Source organism: Burkholderia sp. MSMB1072, assembly GCF_001524725.1.
Lineage (GTDB): Bacteria > Pseudomonadota > Gammaproteobacteria > Burkholderiales > Burkholderiaceae > Burkholderia.
Genome location: NZ_LOYC01000057.1, coordinates 177,977 through 197,331, shown reverse-complemented (window position 1 = coordinate 197,331; position 19,355 = coordinate 177,977). Strand labels below are relative to the sequence as shown.

Genomic DNA, 19,355 nt, shown 5'->3' with positions numbered 1-19,355 from the left:
AGCCGGCGATCGGCGTCGCCGGCCTGCGGTAGTATCGCTGGCATCCAGTATCGGGATTCCTGAACCGGGAGCGACCCATGCAGACCGACTCGTCGACCGGCATTCTTCGCCAGATTCCGCGCAGCGTGTGGGTGCTCGGCTGTGTCAGCCTGCTGATGGACGTGTCGTCCGAAATCATCCACAGCCTGTTGCCGATGTTCCTGATGACGGGGCTTGGCGCGAGCGCGACGGCGATCGGCCTGATCGAGGGGATCGCCGAGGCGACGTCGCCGGTCGTCAAGGTGTTCTCCGGCACGCTGAGCGACTACCTGCGCAATCGCAAATGGCTCGCGGTAACCGGCTACGCGCTCGGCGCGCTCAGCAAGCCGCTGTTCGCGATCGCGCCGACGATCGGCGTCGTCGTGACCGCGCGGATCGTCGACCGCGTCGGCAAGGGGATTCGCGGCGCGCCGCGCGATGCGCTCGTCGCCGACGTCACGCCCGTTCACCTGCGCGGCGCCGCGTACGGGTTGCGCCAGTCGCTCGACACGGTGGGGGCGTTCCTCGGGCCGCTGCTGGCCGTCGTCATCATGCTGGCGTGGCGCGACGATTTCCGCCTCGCATTCTGGCTGGCCGTGATTCCCGGCGTGCTGGCCGTGGCGCTGCTCGCGTTCGGCATCGACGAGCCGGCGCATGCGCCGGGCGAGCGGCGCGTGAACCCGATCCGCCGCGAGGTCGTCGCTCGACTCGGCGCCCGCTACTGGTGGGTGGCGGCCGTCGGCGGCGTGTTCGCGCTGGCGCGTTTCAGCGAGGCGTTTCTGGTGCTGCGCGCGATGAGCAGCGGCGTGCCCGTCGCACTCGTGCCGCTCGTGATGGTCGCGATGAACGTCGTATACGCGTTGTCCGCTTACCCGTTCGGCAAGCTCGCCGATACGACGAGCCACACGAAACTGATGGTGGTCGGGCTCGTCCTGCTGATCGCCGCCGATATCGTGTTGGCACACGGCGCGTACTGGCCGACCGTGCTCGTCGGCGTCGCGCTATGGGGCCTCCACATGGGGATGACGCAAGGGCTGCTCGCGACGATGGTCGCGCATGCCGCGCCGGCCGAATTGAGAGGGACGGCGTTCGGCGTATTCAACCTGATCAGCGGCATCGTGACGCTCGTATCGAGCGTCGTCGCGGGTGTCCTGTGGGACCGGGTCGGCGCCGCTGCCACGTTCTACGCGGGCGCCGCGTTCAGCGCGGCGACCATCGTGCTGCTCGTGCGTGTTCGCACGTCGTTCGGCGCGGTGCAGGATCGTTAGCGCCGAACGCGGAGAGGCGCGGGCTAACCGTCCGTGCCGCGCGGAAAGTAGAGCGCGAACGTCGTGTGACCGTCACGGCTCGCGACCTCCACCTTGCCGCGATGCAGTTCCATGATCGATTTCACGATCGCGAGCCCGAGCCCCGCGTTGCGCGCCGCGCCGTGCCGCGACGAATCGATCCGGTAGAAGCGCTCGAAGATCCGCTCGACCTGTTCGGGCGGAATCGCGGCGCCGCGATTCGTGACTTCGACGACCGCGTAACCGCCTTGTACGGACACGGCCAGCTCGATCGTCGACGCAGCTTCCGCGTGTTCGAGCGCATTCGACGCGAGGTTGCTCACCGCGCGCCGGAACAGCGTGGCGTCCGCGACGACCGGCGCTTCGCCATGCACGTCGATGCGCACGCCGGCCTCGTCGGCCAACGCCTGGAAGTACGACGCGAGCCGGCGCAGTTCGCCGCCCGCGTCGAGTTCGGCGGTCTTCAGGTGCTGCCGCGCATTGTCGGTACGGGCGAGAAACAGCATGTTCTCGATCATCCGCTGCAGCCGTTCGCATTCCTCGATGTTCGATTCGATCAGCGCTTCGTATTCGTCGGCGGTGCGGGCGCGCGATAGCGTGATCTGCGACGAGCTGATCACGTTCGCGAGCGGCGTGCGCATGTCGTGCGCGAGATCGGACGAGAATTGCGACAGTCGCACGAACGCGCGTTCGAGGCGGTCGAGCATCCGGTTCACCGACGTGGCGAGCTCGCGCAGTTCGACCGGGCCGCCGCGCGCGTCGAGGCGTGCGTTCAGGTTGTGCGCCTCGATGCGCGACGTCTGCCGGCCGAGGCTTTCGACCGGGCGCAGGCCGCGCGACGCGACCGCGTAGCCGAGCGCGCCGACCAGCAGCGCGCCGACGGCCGCCGCGAGCCAGATGTCGACGCGATAGCTTTCGAGTAGCGACCGGCGATCGGTTGCGGTGCGCGCGAGCGCGACCTGGATCGCTTCGCCGGACGGCAGCGTTTCGCGTGCATGCACGCAGCGCGACGTGCCGATGCCGGGCGGCGCGCACGTGAACGGGCTGCCGGCGCTGCCAGCCGGATGCGGCGTAGCGATCACCGACGCGAGCGTATTGCCGGCTTCGTCGGAATGCTCGACGAGCGGATGACGTTGCGCGTCGTAGATGCCGAGATAGACGCCCGGATGCGACAGCAGCACGTCATGGAACACGGCGGGATCGGCACGCAGCGCGGCCGTCGAGCCGCTGGCGCGTGCGAGTTGCAGGAACTGGTTGAGCTTGGCGGCGATCTCGATGTCGTCGCGCCGCGTCAGTTCGGCGGACAGCGAACGATAGAGATACGCGCCGGTCAGCGCGAACACGAGCGCCGCGACGGCGGCGAACGCGAGCGTCAGGCGCCGCAGCAGCGAATACGGCGCGGGGCGCGCGGTCACGAACGATCCTCGAGCACGTAGCCCATGCCGCGAATCGTGTGGATCAGTTTCTTCTCGTACGCGTTGTCGACCTTCGCGCGCAGGCGCTTGATTGCCGCATCGACGACGTTCGTGTCGCTGTCGAAATTCATGTCCCAGATCTGCGACGTGATGAAGGTGCGCGTCAGCACCTCGCCTTCGCGTTCCGCGAGCAGTTGCAGTAGCGCGAATTCCTGCGCGGTCAGGTCGATGCGGGTGTCGGCGCGCCGCACGCGGCGCTTGAGCAGGTCGATCTCGAGATCGGCGACGTGCAGGACGTCGCGCACGTTGCGCGGCGCGCGCCGCAGCAGCGAGCGGATGCGCGCCAGGAATTCGGCATACGCGAACGGCTTGAGCAGGTAATCGTCGGCGCCGAGTTCGAGCCCGGCGACCTTGTCCTCGATCGCCTCGCGGGCCGTGAGCAGCAGCACGGGGGTCTGCTTCTGCGCGCGCAGCCGCCTGAGGACCTCGAAGCCGTCCAGCTCCGGCAGCATCACGTCGAGCACGACGAGGTCGAAATCCTCGTGCAAGGCGAGAAACAACCCGTCCTTGCCGTTTTCCGCGACGTCGACCGTGTAGCTCGCCTCCGTCAACCCCTTCCGGAGGTATGACGCCATCTTGGGTTCGTCTTCGACTATCAGTATCCGCATGGTCGGGCAGGCTGTCCGTGATTCCAGCCGGTCAGTGTAACGCCGGAGCGTACGGCATCGCGCGTGCGCGAAGGATGACCGGCGGATGACGGAATTGTCATGAAAAGCCGGTCATGTTTCGGCCATGCCGTCGTCACCGTGGCGGCGATAAGCTGCGGTCGTCTTGTCCCCGGCGCGCGCCGTCACGGCGCCGCGACGGCCCGAACGATCGCTGTCTGCCCGATTTCGCCTCCATGTCGTACTGGCGCACCTTCCTCGTCGTCGTATTGCTCGCGCTGAGCCTGCCGATCCAGTCGTTCGCGGCTGTTTCGATGCCGTGCTCGGGCGCCGCTGCGCGGCATGGGGACAACGCGTCGCACGCGATGCCGGCCGCGCAGGACGGTCATCGCGATCGCGACGAGCACGCGCGGCACGCGCCGTCGTGTGCCGCGTGCGTGTCCTGCTGCTTCGGCACGGGCATGTCGGGGGCGCTCGCGGTGCCCGCCCCGGCGAGCGTCGGCGTCACGATCGTCGCGCCGCCGCCTTCGGCCGGGGGCGTGTCGTTCCTGACCGGCGGCATCGACCGGCCGCCGCGCCGGATGCCCGCCTAGTCCCTGCCCGCGGCCGACGCGCCGCGATCCGCCATTTGCACCGGGCGCCGTATCGGGCGCGCCGGACGACTTACGACGAGACATGTTCATGCGATTGATCATTGCGGCGCTATTGGGCGCGGCGGCCCTCGTGCCGACGCTCGCGCCCGCGCAAACCCCGTTGCCCGATCCGGCGGACGCCGCCGCGTCGGTGCCGGACGTCACCGTGACGTCCGCGTTCGACGGCTACCGGCCGTATCGGGACGACGCAGGCCCGGGCTGGCAGCAACTGAACCGGGACGTGACGGAGCGGCCCGCGAAAGCACGCACGACCGGCGGCGCGGCCGGCCACGGCGCCGCCCATTCGACGCACGGAGGGGCCGCGCGATGACGACGTTCGCGATATCGCCGAGGATCGGTGTGGCCGCAGTCGCGCTGGCGTTCCTCGCGGGCTGCACGACGTTTTCGAAGGACGGCGGGTTCGACGCCGTGTCGTCCGCCGCATCGGAACGCATCGGCAAGGACGCGGTGGTGGTCAGGACCGACGCCGACCGCGAAGCCGTCGACCGGCGGACGAAGGAACTGCTCGGCAAGCCGCTGTCGATCGACGACGCGGTGCAGGTCGCGCTGCTGAACAACCGAGGCTTGCAGGCGTCGTACGCGGAGCTTGGGCTGTCGGAGGCCGATCTCGTCCAGGCGGGCCGGCTGCCGAACCCGCGCTTCGCATTCAGCCGCACGCGTGCCGGCGACGGCGAGCTCACGCTCGGCCGCACGTTCTCGGCGAACGTGTTCGCGCTGCTGACGATGCCGCTTGCAACGAAGATCGAGCGCCGCCGTTTCGAGCAGACCAAGCTGGAAACGGCCGATGCGATGCTGAAGGTCGCGGCCGAGGCGCGCCGCGCGTATGTCGAGGCCGTCGCCGCCGAGCAGGCCGCGAACTATGCGCAGCAGGTGCGCGACGCCGCGAGCGCGGCCGCCGAACTGGCGTTGCGCATGCGGCAGGCCGGCAACTTCAGCCGGCTCGACTACGCCCGCGAACAGGCGTTTCATGCCGATGCGGTCGCGCAGCACGCGAAGGCGCGCCAGCGGGCCTTCGCCGCACGCGAGAAGCTCACGCGTGCGATGGGGCTGTGGGGCGAGCGCACGCGGTACGCGCTGCCCGAGCGCTTGCCGGATGTGCCGAAGGCGCGCCCGGACCTGCACGATCTCGAACGTTTCGCGATGAGCAACCGCCTCGACATCCAGGCGGCGAAGCTGCAGACGCAGGGCGTCGCGTCGTCGCTCGGCTTGAGCAAGGCCACGCGCTTCGTCAATGCGGTCGAGCTCGGCTACGTGAACGACTACGAAACCGGCAAGGGCCACGAGCACGGCTACGAGATCGGCGTCGAGATTCCGCTGTTCGACTGGGGCGGCGCCAAGGTCGCGCGCGCCGAGGCCATCTACATGCAGTCGGCGAACCGGCTCGCGAAAACGGCCATCGATGCGCGCTCCGAAGTACGCGAATCGTACGCGGCGTACGTGACGAGTTACGACGTCGCGACGCACTATCGCGACGAAGTCGTGCCGCTGCGCAAGACGATCTCCGACGAACTGCTGCTGCGCTACAACGGGATGCTCGCGAGCGTATTCGAGCTGCTGGCCGATGCGCGCGAACAGGTCGGCGCGGTCAACGGCTACATCGACGCGCTGAAGGACTACTGGTTCGCCGAAACCGATCTGCAGATGGCCGTCGGCGGCCGGTTGCCGTCGCCGGGCGCGACGCATTCCGCCCATTCGGCATCTGAATCCACCCCAGCCGCCGACGCTGCGCCGCAGCCGGCATCCACGCCCGCGGCGCCGTCGGCGCCCGCGACGCAACCGCATCCGGAAGGTCATTGACATGGTGTCCCGTCGACAATTTCTCAGCGGCTCGGGCGCCGCGCTGCTCGGTGCGGCGATGGTCGGCAAGGCCGGCGCCGCATCCCTGCCCGAAGCGCCGACGATGGCGAAGACCGGCACGCAGCCGCCGCTCGTGCCGCCCAACGGCCGCCCGTATACGCCCGTCGCGACGCTGAACGGCTGGTCGCTGCCGTGGCGGATGAAGAACGGCTGGAAGGAATTCCACCTGACGGCCGAGCCCGTCGTGCGCGAGATGGCGCCCGGCATGAACGCGAACCTGTGGGGCTACAACGGTCAGTCGCCGGGCCCGACGATCGAGGCCGTCGAAGGCGACAAGGTCCGCATCTTCGTGACCAACCGGCTGCCCGAGCACACGACGATCCACTGGCACGGGCTGCGGCTGCCGAACGGGATGGACGGCGTGGGCGGCCTGACGCAGCCGCATATCCCGCCCGGCAAGACCTTCGTCTACGAATTCCAGCTCGAAGCGCACGGCACGTTCATGTATCACCCGCACGCCGACGAGATGGTGCAGATGGCAATGGGGATGATGGGCATGTTCATCGTGCATCCGAAGGACCGCGGCACGATGCCGGTCGATCGCGATTTCGTGTTCCTGCTCGCCGCGTACGACATCGATCCGGGCAGCTACACGCCACGCGTGAACGAGATGACCGACTTCAACATGTGGACCTTCAACTCGCGCGTGTTCCCGGGCATCGATCCGCTGCCGGTGCGCGCCGGCGACCGCGTGCGGATTCGTTTCGGCAACCTGACGATGACGAATCATCCGATCCACCTGCACGGCTACAGCTTCGAGGTCGCGGGCACCGACGGCGGCTGGATTCCGCCGGCCGCGCGCTGGCCGGAAGTGACGGCCGATGTCGCGGTGGGCCAGATGCGCGCGATCGAGTTCACCGCCGATCGCCCGGGCGACTGGGCGTTCCATTGCCACAAGTCGCACCACACGATGAATGCGATGGGCCACCAGGTGCCGAACCTGATCGGCGTACCGCAGAAGGGCCTCGCGAAGCGGATCGGCAAGCTCGTGCCCGACTACATGGCGATGGGCAGCACGGGCGGCGCGATGGGCGGCATGGAGATGCCGCTGCCCGACAACACGCTGCCGATGATGACCGGCACGGGCCCGTTCGGGCCGCTGGAAATGGGCGGCATGTTCACGGTGCTCAAGGTGCGGCACGGGCTCGGCCGCAACGACTATCGCGATCCGGGCTGGTTCCGGCATCCGAAGGGCACCGTCGCATACGAATACACCGGCGAAATGCCGGACGGTTGAAGCAGCACGCGGCGGCCGCGCCGGTGCGGCCGCCGGTTTCCATTCACTCACACGGGAGTCGACACGATGAAGAAGGGACTGGTTTTGATGGCGACGGGTTGCGCGCTGGCGTTCTCCGCTGCGTCGTACGCCGCCGGCGACATGGCCGGCATGGACATGAGCGACGGCGCGAAGCAGGGCGTTGCGGCGGCGTCGCGCATGTCGCACGGCGAGATCCGCAAGGTCGACACGGCGGCCGGCAAGCTGACGATCAAGCACGGCCCGCTGGAGAACCTCGGGATGGACGCGATGACGATGGTATTCAAGGTGAAGGACCCGGCGATGCTGTCGCAAGTGAAGGCGGGCGATACGGTCGACTTCGTCGCCGAGGACGTGGACGGCGCGCTGACCGTCGTCGAACTGAAGAAGCCGTGACGCGGAGCGCGAACATGACGATCTCGACATGCAAGCGGCTGGCCGGTTTCATCGCGGCTGCCGCCATCCTTGCGGTCGCACCGGTCGCGGCGTCGGCGCACGGCAAGCTGGAAAGCGCCGCACCGGCGGCCGGCAGCACGGTCGACGCGGCGCCCGATACGGTGCGGCTCACGTTCAACGAAGACCTCGAACCGGCGTTCAGCTCGGTGAAGGTGTCGGATGCGAGCGGCAACGCCGTCACGCAGGACAAGGCGAAGGTCGATGCATCGAACCCGCGCGTGATGACCGTCGCGATGCCGAAGCTGGCAGCAGGCATGTACACCGTGCAGTGGGCGGCGATGACGGCCGATGCGCATCGCACGAAGGGCACCTATACGTTCCGGGTGAAGGAATGAACGACGGCATCGTCGGCCTGTTGCGGCTCGTGGCGGTGGCGATCCAGAACGCCGGGTTCGCGGTGGCCGTCGGTGCGGTGCTCGGTCGCCGCTGGCTCGCGCGCGGCGCGTCCGCATGGCAGCACGACGTCGGCCGGCGGCTCGTCGCGACGCTGCGCATCGCATCCGTCGTATCGCTGCTCGCGAGCGTCACCGCGTTCTGGGCGCACTGCGCGCTGATGAGCGAAGTGCCGCTGCTCGACGCGGGGCCGGCGGTGTGTTCGATGCTTGCGCGCACCGGGTTCGGTCATGCGTGGCTGGCCGGCACGGTGTTCATGCTCGTCGTCGTGCTGCTGTCGTTCGTCGGGCGCGCGAACGACACGCGGTTTCCGTTCGCGATGGTGGCCGCGCTTGCCGCTGTCGCGCTGGCGCGCAGCAACGGCGGCCATCCGGTGGACGCCGGGCTGTTCAGCGTGCCGGTGTGGGTCGACTGGCTGCATCTGCTGGCGATCAGCGCGTGGGTCGGGCTCGTGCTCGTGACGGCGTTCGGCCTGATGCCGCGGCTCGCCCGCATGCCGGCGAGCGAGCGCATGACGGGCGCGGCGTTCGTGCAGTCGCTGTCCGATGCGTCGACCCGCGCGTTGATCGTGCTGTTCGCGACCGGCGCATACAACGGCTGGCGCGGCGTCGCCACGCCCGCCAACCTGCTCGCATCGACGTACGGGCAGATCCTGCTGCTGAAGCTCGCGCTCGTGCTGGTTGCCGCGATGCTCGGCGGGCACAACCGCTTCTTCGGGATGCCGAAGCTGCTGGACGCGTTGAAGGACCCGGCCGCCGCGATGCCGGCACGCGCGTCGAAGCAGTTCGGCGCGGTGCTGCGGATCGAGGCGGTCGTGCTCGGCGGCGTGCTGATGGCGGCGGCCGTGCTCGTGTCGAGCGCGCTGCCGGGGACGGTCTAGCGCGGCGGGTTTTCGTCGGAAGATCGGCTGCATTGTCGAGACATGACCGGACGACGCAGGGCGAAAGCGGCGTGATGACGGCGATTACATCGGCCTGTCTTCCGATTACCGGAAACTGTCATTGAGCGCCGCTAAGCTTTCGTCACCCTCACAACCGGGATTCCCGCCATGCGCTCGACAATCCGCCTGTTTGCCCCGCTATTGCTGCTCCCGACGCTCGCCGCGCCGGTATTCGCCGCGACCGCCGCGCCCGTCAGCCCGAACTGCGGCGGCAGCACGACGCCGATTGCCGAGATCCAGGGGCTGGGCGCACCGTCGCCGCTCGCCGGTCAGAACGCGTCGATCGAAGCCGTCGTCACCGCCGATTTCGGCGGCACGGACGGCTTCGGCGGCTTCTTCGTCCAGCAGGCCGATGCGCAGCGCCGCAACCAGCCGGGTGTGTCCGAAGGCCTGTTCGTCTATGCGCCGAAAGCGCGCGCGAAGGCCGGCGATCTCGTGCACGTGACGGGCAAGATCGAGGAGAAGTACGGGCAGACGCAGCTCACGCTGTCGGGCCCGATCGCGGTGTGCGCGAACGGCCAGACGGTCACGCCCGCGACGCTCACGCTGCCGGTCGACAGCCCGAACGCGTTCGCCGCGTACGAAGGAATGCTCGTGCGCCTGCCGCAGACGCTGAGCGTCACCGACAACTACGAACTCGGCCGTTACGGCAGCGTGATGCTCAGCAACGGCCGCCTGCGCACGCCGACGAGCGTCGTGCCGCCCGCGCAGGCGCAGACGCAGATCGACGCGAATGCGCGCAACCGCCTGATCCTCGACGACGGCTCGAACAAGCAGAATCCCGCGACCGTGCCGTACCCGGCGCCGGGCCTGTCGGCCGCGAACACGCTGCGCGCGGGCTACACCGTGCGCGACGTCGAAGGCGTGCTCGAGGTGCGTTACGGCGCATGGCGCGTGCAGCCGCTGCCCGGCGCGGCCGTGCCGGCGTTCGACGCACGTGCGAACCCGCGCACGAACGCACCGGCGCGCGATCCGAAATCGAACCTGCGCGTCGCGTCGTTCAACGTGCTGAACTACTTCAACGGCAACGGTCTCGGCGGCGGCTTCGACGATCCGAACAATCGCGGCGCGAAGACCTTCCAGGAGTTCCAGCGCCAGGAAGCGAAGATCGTCAGCGCGCTGAAGGCGATCGACGCCGACGTGATCGGCCTGATGGAAATCCAGAACAACGGTTACGGCGAACTGAGCGCGGTGCGCCAGCTCGCGGCGAAGCTCGGCAACCACTGGCGCGTGGTCGATCCGGGCACGTCGCGGCTCGGCGGCGACGCGATCGCGGTCGCGATGATCTACGACAGCCGCAAGGTCGAACCGGTCGGCCGCGCGGCGACGCTCGCGATCGACGACAAGAACCGTCAGCCGCTCGCGCAGTCGTTCCGGCTGATCGGCGGCAACAAGCAGGCGCTGACGGTGGCCGTGAACCACCTGAAGTCGAAGAACTGCCCGGACGCCGCGAACGACGATCTCGACCAGGGCGATGGCCAGGGCTGCTGGAACCCGACGCGCACGCGCGCGGCGGCGAAAGTCGCCGACTGGCTGGCCGGCAACCCGACGGGCGTCCAGAGCCAGGGCGTGCTGCTGATCGGCGACTTCAACAGCTATACGTACGAAGATCCGATCCGCACGCTCGAATCGCGCGGTTACCGAAACCTCGTCGCGCGCTGGATCGGCGCGAACGCGTACAGCTACGTGTACAACGGCGAAGCCGGCTATCTCGACCACGCGCTCGCGACGCTGCCGCTCGCGTCGCACGTGAAGGCCGTGCACGAATGGCACATCAACGCGGACGAGCCGGTCGCGCTGCAGTACACGCTCGCGTACAAGTCGGCCGAGCAGCAGAAGACGTTCTACGCGCCGGATGCATATCGCTCGTCGGATCACGATCCGGTGCTGATCGATATCGCGTTGCCGGGCGGCGGGAAGTAATGGTGGTTTGAGTTCCTGCGACAGGCGCGACGCGCGGCAATGCCGTGCGCCGCGCCTGTCCGGGAAAGCCGTTCGAATACCGGGTAAATAATGCCGCGAAAAATCAATCGAACCGGTATTTTATGGATGACGCAGTGCACATCGTTTCTGCAATTGAAGCGCGATTGAAGCGAATCGAATTATCGAATGACGTGCGCATGTCGCTGCACCGTCCCGATCGATCCGGTGATAATAAAAATGAAAGAATGGTCCTGTCGATCCGAAGGCTTTGAATGCGCTGCGCCAATACGGGAAAGGCTTCTACGTTGTGCGGGAAAAGTAAAATATTCGGCGCGGCATTGCCGATGAAGCGCACCTTGCATGAATAATCCCGTTTTCTTTCAAATTCCAGACACTGTCCGCCCTTCGCATCATTGCGGGATTTTTAATATCCGAATGATCTTTGACAACGCGGCGCAGCACCGCCTATTTTTGTCATGTCGTAAATTTCAGTAATACAAAAGTGGTCCAAACTGCAGGGGGCGCGTCCTGGCATCATTCTCGCCGGCAGTTTGCTGTGTCTGTATCAAGTTCAGTCTCTTAGAAGTCCCATCCAACCGCCGATTGCCGACCGTGCAACGCGAGTGGCGGGCAAGCCTGCGCGTTTCGCGGGCGTCGGCGGCCTTTGTGACGCGGTATCCGAAATCAAAGGGCAGAGATGAAACCAGACAGGAGCAGTACCGGCAGCCGCCGCGTTCGTCGCGGCCGGCTGGGCGGGCTAGGCGCATTGACCGCCATGACACTGGCGCTCGCGGCATGCGGCGGCGACGATTCGTCGTCCGTCGGCGCGTCGAGCCTCGCACAGGCCACCGCGAGCCAGCAGGCCAGCGCGCAGGCGGCCGGCACCCAGGCGCCGGCGGCCAACCAGCCGTACGTCGACCCGGTCGCGTATTCGATGAACGCGACCGACGGCCTCGCGCCGTCGCAGGTGGCCGAGAAAGCGGCCGTCATGCATTACCAGTGGAAGGGCGGCGGCAAGACGATCGACTACACGACGACCACCGGCCACCTGACCGCGCAGGACGCGAACGGCAACGCGGAAGCGTCGATGTCGTATGTCGCGTACACGGCGCCCAGCACGAACGGCAAGCCGCGCCCGGTCACGTTCGTCTATAACGGCGGGCCCGGCTCGTCGTCGATCTGGCTGCGGCTCGGCTCGTTCGCGCCGACCCGCGTGGCCACGCCCGATCCGCTGTTCGGCAACAACTGGCCGAACTATCCGCTCGTCGACAATGCGGAAAGCCTGATCGACACCACCGACCTCGTGTTCATCGACCCGCCCGGCACCGGGCTGTCGGAAGCCGTGTTGCCGAACACCAACCAGAAGTACTGGGGTTCCGACGCGGACGTGAACATCATGCGCGACTTCATCCAGCGCTACCTGAACGTCAACGGCCGCGGCACGTCGCCGATCTACCTGTACGGCGAATCGTACGGCACGCCGCGCACCGACATGCTCGCGCTCGCGCTCGAATCGGCCGGCGTGCACCTGACGGGCATCGTGCTGCAGTCGTCGATCCTGAACTACTTCGCGGATGCGGTGGAAGCGGTGGCGATCACACAGTCGACCGAAGGGCTGCTGCTCGACACCGACACGGTGGCCGGCTATCTGCCGGGCTACGCGGCGGTCGCGGCGTACTTCAACCAGGTCTCTCTGGCGCCGGTGAACCAGGATCTGTACGCATTGCAGACGGAACTGTTCACGACGCTGATCTACAGCCAGCTGCAGAAGTACTCGCAGTCGTGGGTGTTGAGCCAGCTCGGCATTCCGGATGCGCTCGGCACGCCGGTGTTCCCGAGCGATGCGACGCTCAGGCTGTGGTCGATCCCGTCGAGCCTCACGCAGCAGGCGCTGCGCGGCTACTTCAACGCGAATCCGTTCGGCACGAGCCTGTTGCCCGGCACGACGATCGGCCGGTATGACGGGCGCGTGTCGTTGCCGAATTCCGACCCGCGGCTGCAGACCGACGGCGATCCGTCCGACATCCTGATCTCGCAGCCGTTTACGAACGCGCTCGCGACGCAGATGCCGGACTATCTCGGCTACACGGCCCCGAACGCGACGTACCTGCCGCTGAACGACAACATCATCGGCGTCTGGGACTTCTCGCACGACGGCCAGCCGATGCCCGACACGATCCCCGATCTGCTCGGTGCGCTGCAGCTCAACCCGAAGCTTCGCGTGCTTGCGGAGAACGGCTACCACGATCTCGCGACGCCGTTCTTCAACACGGAGAAGCAGCTCGCACGGCTGCAGACGGTCAAGGGCCTGAATCCGAAGTTGCAGGTGAACTTCTTCCAGGGCGGCCACATGACTTACCTGGACGACGTCGCCCGTCCGCTGATGAAGCGGGATCTGCAGACGTTCTACAAGGGCGCGCGAATTCCGACGGCGCTGACGCTGCGCATGCTGCCGCCGCCGTGGCCGGACGAGAACCCGCCCAGCGTGCCGACCGGCAGCGTGCCGGGCGCGACGGCCGCGACGACGCTGGCGGCCGCCCCCTGAGCGACGCACGCCTTGTCGGCGGAACCCTCTATTCATCCATTGAATGCGAGCGATCATGTCCCTAATCCAATTGATGCGGCGTATGTCCCCGTTGATCGTGCTCGGTGCCGTGATGAGCAGTGCCTACGCGTTGCCGCCGCAGGCGGTGGCGCCGGTGAAGCTGCCGCACGGCGGGCGCGGTGTCGACGGTCCGTTCTTTCCTGCCACGCGGGCGGCGCCGGTGTTGCCGTCGACCGGCGCGGCCTTGCAGCAGCAGGCGCAGCAGCGCGTCGACGCGAGGCTCGGCGGCAATACCGTGCTGAGCAACGGCGCAGCCGTGACGAAGGCGCAGGCGCAGAGCAGCGGGCTCGGCTTCGTGTCGAAGCACTTCGACGAGATCGATGCGAAGCACACCGGCCGCGTGACGATGAGCGACGTACGGCAGTTCATCCGGCAGCGGCAGGTGCAGGCGCAGCAGGAACAGCAGGACGAGTGACGTAGCAGGCAGGGGCGGCGGCCGTGCGGCTTGTCGGGCGCACCGGCCGCCGAATCGTCGGCGGGCGTGGCTAAGGCGCGATCACCGTCATCCTGAACGGTCCACCGTGCTCCGCCGCATGCGCGACCGCGTCGTTCGCGTCGTCGAGCGCGAAGGCCGTCACGTCGAACTGTCCGAGGTCGAGCAGCCCGCCGCGAACGAGCCCGGTCATCAGCGTCACGGCTTGCGTCGGGTACATCCATTTACCGCGCAGCGTGATGTCGTTGCGCATGATCCACGGATACGGCAGCTCGAGCCCGGCCCCGCCGAGCATGCCGACGCCGCCCATCAGCACCACGCGCCCGTACGGGCGAACCGCCATCACGGCCGCCCGCACCGTCGTCGCCGGCACCGACGGCGGCATCAGGTCGATCACGCAGTCGATCGGCCCCGGCGCAGCCTGCTGCATGCGGATGCGGTCTCCGGTTTCGTCGCCGGTCAGCTCGACCGTGCGCACGCGGTCGCCGAAGCGGCGTTCGAGATCCGCGAGCACGCGCACGTTGCGGCCGGGCGCGACCACGCAGCGCGCGCCCATCGCCAGCGCCACCGCGACGCAGGCGCTGCCGAAATGGCCGGTTGCGCCGCTGACGAGCACGATTTCGCCGGCGCGCAGGTCGGATGCCAGCAGCCCGCCGTAAGGCACGAGCAGGGTATTGAGCGCGCACCAGCGTGCGGCGTCGGCCGACGCGATCGCGCCGATGCGCACCGCGTTCTCGGTCGGCACGCGTAGCCGTTCGGCGAACGGACCGTCGTGAAAGTAGCGCTGCAACTGCTTGCCGCCTTCGCCGCGCGTGCTCCAGCCCTGCAGCACGATGTCGGGCATTCGCGCGTCGTCGCGCGAGCGGACGGTCGGGTCGCAGAATACCCAGTCGCCCGGCTGCAATTGCGTCGCGTCGGGGCCGGTTTGCCGGACTCGGCCGATCGCGCCGCAGCCGGGCACGATCGGCAGCTCGAGCGGATAGCGGCGCTCGCCGCTGAACACTTCCCGCGCATAGGGCAGAACCGGCGTCGCGACGACGTCCACGACGACTTCGCCGGTGCCGAGCACGGGGTCCGGCATCGTTTCGATCGCGAGCGGCCTGCCGAACGACTTCAGAATCGCAGCTTTCATGACGCTTCCTGACGGTGGGGATGCGTCGATTCTGGCAGGCTTAGAATCTGCAACAAGGCCCGGCGCGAGCCCAGGATGGGCCGATACCACCCTGCCCGGAGCGAACCCGATGACCGTCACCACGCGAACCCCGTTCGGCGATTTCCTGCGCTCGCGGCGCAAGAAGCTGCGACCGGAGGCCGTCGGCCTGCACGGCGGCCCGCGCCGGCGCACGCCCGGCCTGCGGCGCGAGGAAGTCGCGGAACTGGCCGGCATCGGCGTCGACTGGTACGTACGGCTCGAGCAGGGGCGCGACGTCAACCCGTCGGAGGCGACGCTCGACGCGCTCGCGCGCGCGTTGCGGCTCGACAAGGCCGAGGCCCTCCATCTGCGCACGCTCGCACGGCGCGACGGCCCTCGTGCGTTCGTGCCGGAACGCGTGCCGCCGACCCTCGCGCGGCTCGTCGCGCACCTTCAGCAGCCTGCCTACGTGACCGGCCGGCGCTGGGACATCCTCGCGTGGAATGCCGCCGCGGCCGAGGTGCTCGGCTTCGACCGGCTGGCGCAAGCCGATCGCAACATCCTCGTCTACATGTTCGAGACGCCGCACGCGCGTGCGCTGTTCGCCGCGAGCTGGGCCGACGAGGCGCGGCGGATGATCGCGCTGTTTCGCACGAGCCACGATCTCTACGCGAGCGATCCGGCGTTCGTCGCACTGGTCGTGCGATTGCGCGCCGGCAGCAGCGAATTCGCGCAATGGTGGGATGCGCATGACGTGCGCAGCGGCGTGTCGGGCGAGAAGGTGCTCGTGCATGCGCAACGCGGCACGCAGCGCTACGAGTACGCGACGTTCCAGGCGAACGACGATCCCGCGCTGAAGCTGGCGATCTATACGCCGGTGAACGGCGATGAACGGACCTGATGCGGTCGTGACCGGCACCGCCAGGCGGCCACGCAGCGAAGCATCGGCTTCATGCGCGACCGCAGGCGGTCAGGCGTAAGGGTGGGGGTGGCTCACGCCGCCCGTCGAGCGGACAGCCGATTCCACAGCATGCCGGAGCGGCTGCCGCTGCGGCAATACGCGAGCACCGGCTTCGGCAGCGTGTCGACCAGTGCGCCGAACGCGTCGACTTCCGCGTCGCCGATGCGGTCGCGCTCGACCGGCAGGTAGCGCGCGTCCATTCCCAGTTCGCGCGCGGCCGCGGCGATCTCCTCGAACGACGGCTGATCCGCGCCTTCGCCATCCGGCCGGTTGCAGATCACCGCACGAAAGCCCGCATTGCGAATCGCCTTCAGGTCGGCCGGCGTGATCTGCCGCGACGCGGTGAAGCCGGTCGCCGCGGCCGCCCGGCATTGCTCGATCGCCCGCGCGAAACAGCCGATCGCGAAGTCGACGTCCTGCTCCGTCGTGAAGCGCCCGAAACTGATGCGCACGGTACGCCCGGCCGTTTCCGCATCGAGGCCGATCGCGGTCAGCACGTGGGACGGTGCGCCGCTGGTCGAATTGCATGCGGAGGTGGACGACACGGCGAGCGCTTCGCCGAGCATGAACGGGAAGAAGCCCGGCGCATCGACCGTCAGGCTCAGCGTGTGCGGGATGCGGCGGGCGGCCGCCGCGTTCTGCGTGACGTCGCCGAGCGCAAACAGCGCGTCGGTGAGCCGCGCGCCGAGCGCAGCGATCCGCGCGGTTTCGCCGTCAAGTTTTTCGGCGGCGAGTTCGCATGCGACGCCCATGCCGACGATCTGATGCGTCGCGAGTGTGCCCGAACGCAGCCCGCGCTCGTGGCCGCCGCCGTGAATCTGCGGCGCGATCCGGCTCGCGATCTCGCGGCGGACGAACAGCGCGCCGATCCCCTTGGGGCCGTACACCTTGTGGGCGGACATCGACATCATGTCGATGCCGAGCGCGCGCACGTCGATCGGTGTCTTGCCGAGCGCCTGCGCGGCGTCGACGTGGAGCAGCGCGCCGGCGGCGTGCACGATGCGGGCGATCGCACCGATGTCGGTCAGCGTGCCGATCTCGTTGTTCACGAGCATCAGCGACACGAGGCCGGTGTCGGGGCCGAGCGCGGCCGCCACCGCGTCGGCGGTGATTTCGCCGTGGGCGTCGGGCGTCAGGAAAGTGACCTGCATGCCGCGCTTCGACAGGTTCGCCATCGTGTCGAGCACGGCCTTGTGCTCGAGGCGGCTCGTGATCAGGTGGCGCTTGCCGGTCGCGTTTTCCGCATAACCCTTCAGCGCGAGGTTGTTCGATTCGGTGGCGCCCGACGTCCAGACGATCTCGTCGGCGTCCGCGCCGATCAGCGCGGCGACCTGCGCACGGGCGTGCTCGACCTTGTCCTTCGCCTGCCGGCCGGCGGCGTGCGAGCTGGAGGCGGGATTGCCGAAGATGCCGTCGAAGCCGAGGCAGGCCGTCATCGCCTCGATCACGGCAGGGTCGGCGGGGGTCGTGGCTGCGTAGTCGAGGTAGTGCAGCGGGGTGGGTTCGCTCATGTCCGTCTCTTGCTCATTGCGTAGTGACGGAAATGATACGGGGGACAGAAGGGAAAAAGGATCCAAAGTTGGCTGAGGATTCCGCTCGATGTGGAATAACGTTTTCGCCATATGTGGAATGGGGGAATTTGTTTCTTTTTGGGCCAGCCGAGTGCGGTGGCGCCGGCATGCCGGCTCGCGCGTATCGAGCCTCTCGCCTTGCGTCGATATTTCCCACCATCCGAATTCTTCGCAAGCTCCGCACGAGACGATTTTTTCGGTAAGTGAGCGGTAAGTCGACTGGTCCTACAGTAGCCCCCGTTTCGACTGCCGACTCCAGGAAAACGATTGTGAAAATTGCCGCCCGCCGCGCACGTCCGTTATGGCTGATTGCCGCTTCATTCGCACTGTCATCCGCTTCCGCGTGGGCGGACGACGCCATGAGCCCGCCCGATCCCGATCATTCGGGGCTGACCATCCTCGACCACGCGACGAACGTCACGCATTGGGGATTGGGCGCCGGCATCGGCGTCGAACCGTCGGTCTACAGCGGCGACGGCACCCGCGTATTGCCTTTTCCGCTGGTCTACTTCGACAACAAATGGGTGCAGGCCATCGGCACCACGGTCGATCTGAAAATCGGCAGCTGGAGCGGCGTCCATCTCGCGCTGCGTGGCCAGTTCTCGCTGTTCGACGGATACAAGGGCTCGGACGCACCGATCCTGAACGGCATGGACAATCGCAAGGGCGCGTTGTGGTACGGCCCTGCACTGTCATGGAACACGCGCTTCGGCACGTTGTCGGGCAGTTTCCTGCTCGGCGGAAACAAGGGCGAGCGCGCGAAGATCGGCTTCGAGAAGGCGTTCGCGCTCGGCGCGTTTTCGATCGCGCCACATGTCGGCGCGGAATGGTTGAGCAACAAATACGTCGACTACTATTACGGCGTGCGACCATCCGAGGCACGTGCGTGGCGCGCCGCATACAGCGCGGGTTCGGCCGTGAACGTGTCGGCCGGCACCCGTATCGACTACCGGCTGACGAAGCAGCAGACGGTTTTCGTGGACGTGGGTGTGTCCCGACTCGGCGACGGCATCACCGACAGTCCGCTCGTCGGAAGACGGTTCGTTCCCGAGGCCAGAATCGGCTACATGTATCGGTTCAAGTGAGTGCGAGTATGCCAAGGGTGGCGATTGTCGAGGATCACGAGCGCCTGGCCGGGCTGCTGGCTCAGGCGCTGGCGGCGGCGGGGATCGAATCCGACCGGTTCGGCAATGCTCGCGAAGCCGCTTACGGTATCGACCGGGCCGATTACGCGCTGCTGATCGTCGATCGAGGATTGCCCGACGGGGACGGCCTGGCGTTCTTGCGGACGCTGCGCGCGGCGGGGCGCATGATGCCTTGCCTGATGCTGACGGCGCGCGACGCGTTGCATGACCGCATCGACGGGCTCGAAAGCGGGGCCGACGACTATGTGACCAAGCCGTTCGAAATGAGCGAGCTCGTCGCCCGCGTCCGCACGCTGATGCGGCGCCCGGCGCTGCTCACGGCCCTCGTCGCGTCGTTCGCGGACGTGACCGTGGACCCGCCCCAGCGCGCGATGCGCTGTGGCGATCGGACGGTACTGCTGGCGCCGGCCGAACTGCAGATCATGCTCTGCCTGATCGAAGCCGCGGGCCGGACCGTCCGGCATTCGAACCTCGAGCATGCCGCATGGGGGTTCGCGGAGGCGGTCACGCCGAACGCGCTCGAGGTGACCGTGCACCGCTTGCGCAAGAAACTGACGGCGATCGGCGCAACGACGCGGCTCACCAATATCCGCGGCGCCGGCTTCGCGCTGCGCGACGCGTGACGATGCTTCGCCGCGTGTCCCAGA

General features: G+C 67.8%; 18 protein-coding genes. 14 read left to right on the top strand and 4 right to left on the bottom strand.

The window, feature by feature from the left end; translation table 11 throughout:
* Positions 1–77 precede the first annotated feature (77 nt).
* Entirely contained in the window at positions 78–1,286 is a 1,209-nt protein-coding gene (locus WS89_RS27110; RefSeq protein WP_059794974.1) for an MFS transporter, read from the top strand.
* 23 nt (positions 1,287–1,309) lie between these two features.
* Here WS89_RS27110 and WS89_RS27105 read toward each other — a convergent pair whose 3' ends face one another.
* Together WS89_RS27105 and WS89_RS27100 are read right to left on the bottom strand one after the other, a co-directional pair.
* The gene (locus WS89_RS27105; RefSeq protein ID WP_059794972.1) at positions 1,310–2,719 is read right to left on the bottom strand and encodes a heavy metal sensor histidine kinase; all 1,410 of its coding nucleotides are present in this window, start codon (positions 2,717–2,719) and stop codon (positions 1,310–1,312) included.
* Positions 2,716–3,387, bottom strand: a complete 672-nt coding sequence (locus tag WS89_RS27100; RefSeq protein WP_059505561.1) for a heavy metal response regulator transcription factor — start codon at positions 3,385–3,387, stop codon at positions 2,716–2,718. Before WS89_RS27100 ends, WS89_RS27105 begins: the two co-directional genes overlap by 4 nt.
* Before the next feature lie 233 nt (positions 3,388–3,620).
* Here WS89_RS27100 and WS89_RS27095 point away from each other — a divergent pair, with 233 nt between their 5' ends.
* The 10 genes from WS89_RS27095 to WS89_RS27050 all read left to right on the top strand — a co-directional run bounded on the left by WS89_RS27095 (position 3,621) and on the right by WS89_RS27050 (position 13,881).
* Positions 3,621–3,977: a hypothetical protein gene (locus tag WS89_RS27095; protein WP_059794968.1), complete on the top strand. Its 357-nt coding sequence runs from the start codon at positions 3,621–3,623 to the stop codon at positions 3,975–3,977.
* Between the two features lie 88 nt (positions 3,978–4,065).
* Positions 4,066–4,347, top strand: coding sequence for a hypothetical protein (locus WS89_RS27090; protein WP_059505586.1), 282 nt, complete (start codon positions 4,066–4,068; stop codon positions 4,345–4,347).
* On the top strand, positions 4,344–5,834 hold the full coding sequence (locus WS89_RS27085; protein ID WP_059794965.1) for a TolC family protein: 1,491 nt from the start codon (positions 4,344–4,346) through the stop codon (positions 5,832–5,834). Before WS89_RS27090 ends, WS89_RS27085 begins: the two co-directional genes overlap by 4 nt.
* Position 5,835: 1 nt before the next feature.
* The gene (locus WS89_RS27080) at positions 5,836–7,131 is read left to right on the top strand and encodes a copper oxidase (protein ID WP_059794960.1); all 1,296 of its coding nucleotides are present in this window, start codon (positions 5,836–5,838) and stop codon (positions 7,129–7,131) included.
* Positions 7,132–7,197: 66 nt separating this feature from the next.
* Entirely contained in the window at positions 7,198–7,545 is a 348-nt protein-coding gene (locus WS89_RS27075) for a copper-binding protein (RefSeq protein WP_059794957.1), read from the top strand.
* Between the two features lie 14 nt (positions 7,546–7,559).
* Positions 7,560–7,940 carry a copper homeostasis periplasmic binding protein CopC gene (gene copC / locus WS89_RS27070; protein WP_059505584.1) on the top strand — a complete coding sequence of 127 codons (381 nt, stop codon included), beginning with the start codon at positions 7,560–7,562 and terminating at the stop codon, positions 7,938–7,940.
* Positions 7,937–8,878 (top strand): CopD family protein, encoded by a 942-nt coding sequence (locus tag WS89_RS27065; RefSeq protein ID WP_059794953.1) that lies wholly within the window; start codon positions 7,937–7,939, stop codon positions 8,876–8,878. Before copC ends, WS89_RS27065 begins: the two co-directional genes overlap by 4 nt.
* A 168-nt stretch (positions 8,879–9,046) precedes the next feature.
* Positions 9,047–10,861, top strand: a complete 1,815-nt coding sequence (locus tag WS89_RS27060; RefSeq protein WP_059505549.1) for an ExeM/NucH family extracellular endonuclease — start codon at positions 9,047–9,049, stop codon at positions 10,859–10,861.
* A gap of 697 nt (positions 10,862–11,558) precedes the next feature.
* On the top strand, positions 11,559–13,406 hold the full coding sequence (locus tag WS89_RS27055) for a S10 family serine carboxypeptidase-like protein (RefSeq protein ID WP_059794952.1): 1,848 nt from the start codon (positions 11,559–11,561) through the stop codon (positions 13,404–13,406).
* An 82-nt stretch (positions 13,407–13,488) separates the two neighbouring features.
* Positions 13,489–13,881, top strand: a complete 393-nt coding sequence (locus WS89_RS27050; protein ID WP_227789689.1) for a 2-oxoglutarate dehydrogenase — start codon at positions 13,489–13,491, stop codon at positions 13,879–13,881.
* A gap of 70 nt (positions 13,882–13,951) precedes the next feature.
* Here the strand turns inward: WS89_RS27050 and WS89_RS27045 are convergent, their stop codons facing one another.
* On the bottom strand, positions 13,952–15,031 hold the full coding sequence (locus WS89_RS27045; RefSeq protein WP_059794950.1) for an alcohol dehydrogenase catalytic domain-containing protein: 1,080 nt from the start codon (positions 15,029–15,031) through the stop codon (positions 13,952–13,954).
* Between the two features lie 109 nt (positions 15,032–15,140).
* Between WS89_RS27045 and WS89_RS27040 the strand changes: the two genes are divergently transcribed.
* Positions 15,141–15,932 (top strand): helix-turn-helix transcriptional regulator, encoded by a 792-nt coding sequence (locus tag WS89_RS27040; RefSeq protein WP_059794947.1) that lies wholly within the window; start codon positions 15,141–15,143, stop codon positions 15,930–15,932.
* A gap of 92 nt (positions 15,933–16,024) precedes the next feature.
* Here the strand turns inward: WS89_RS27040 and WS89_RS27035 are convergent, their stop codons facing one another.
* Entirely contained in the window at positions 16,025–17,503 is a 1,479-nt protein-coding gene (locus WS89_RS27035; RefSeq protein WP_059794944.1) for an aminotransferase class V-fold PLP-dependent enzyme, read from the bottom strand.
* A 329-nt stretch (positions 17,504–17,832) separates the two neighbouring features.
* Between WS89_RS27035 and WS89_RS27030 the strand changes: the two genes are divergently transcribed.
* Together WS89_RS27030 and WS89_RS27025 are read left to right on the top strand one after the other, a co-directional pair.
* A complete protein-coding gene (locus WS89_RS27030) occupies positions 17,833–18,648 on the top strand; it encodes a MipA/OmpV family protein (RefSeq protein WP_059794942.1) in 816 nt (271 codons plus the stop codon).
* 8 nt (positions 18,649–18,656) lie between these two features.
* A complete protein-coding gene (locus WS89_RS27025) occupies positions 18,657–19,331 on the top strand; it encodes a response regulator transcription factor (protein ID WP_059505539.1) in 675 nt (224 codons plus the stop codon).
* The last annotated feature ends 24 nt before the right edge of the window (positions 19,332–19,355 follow it).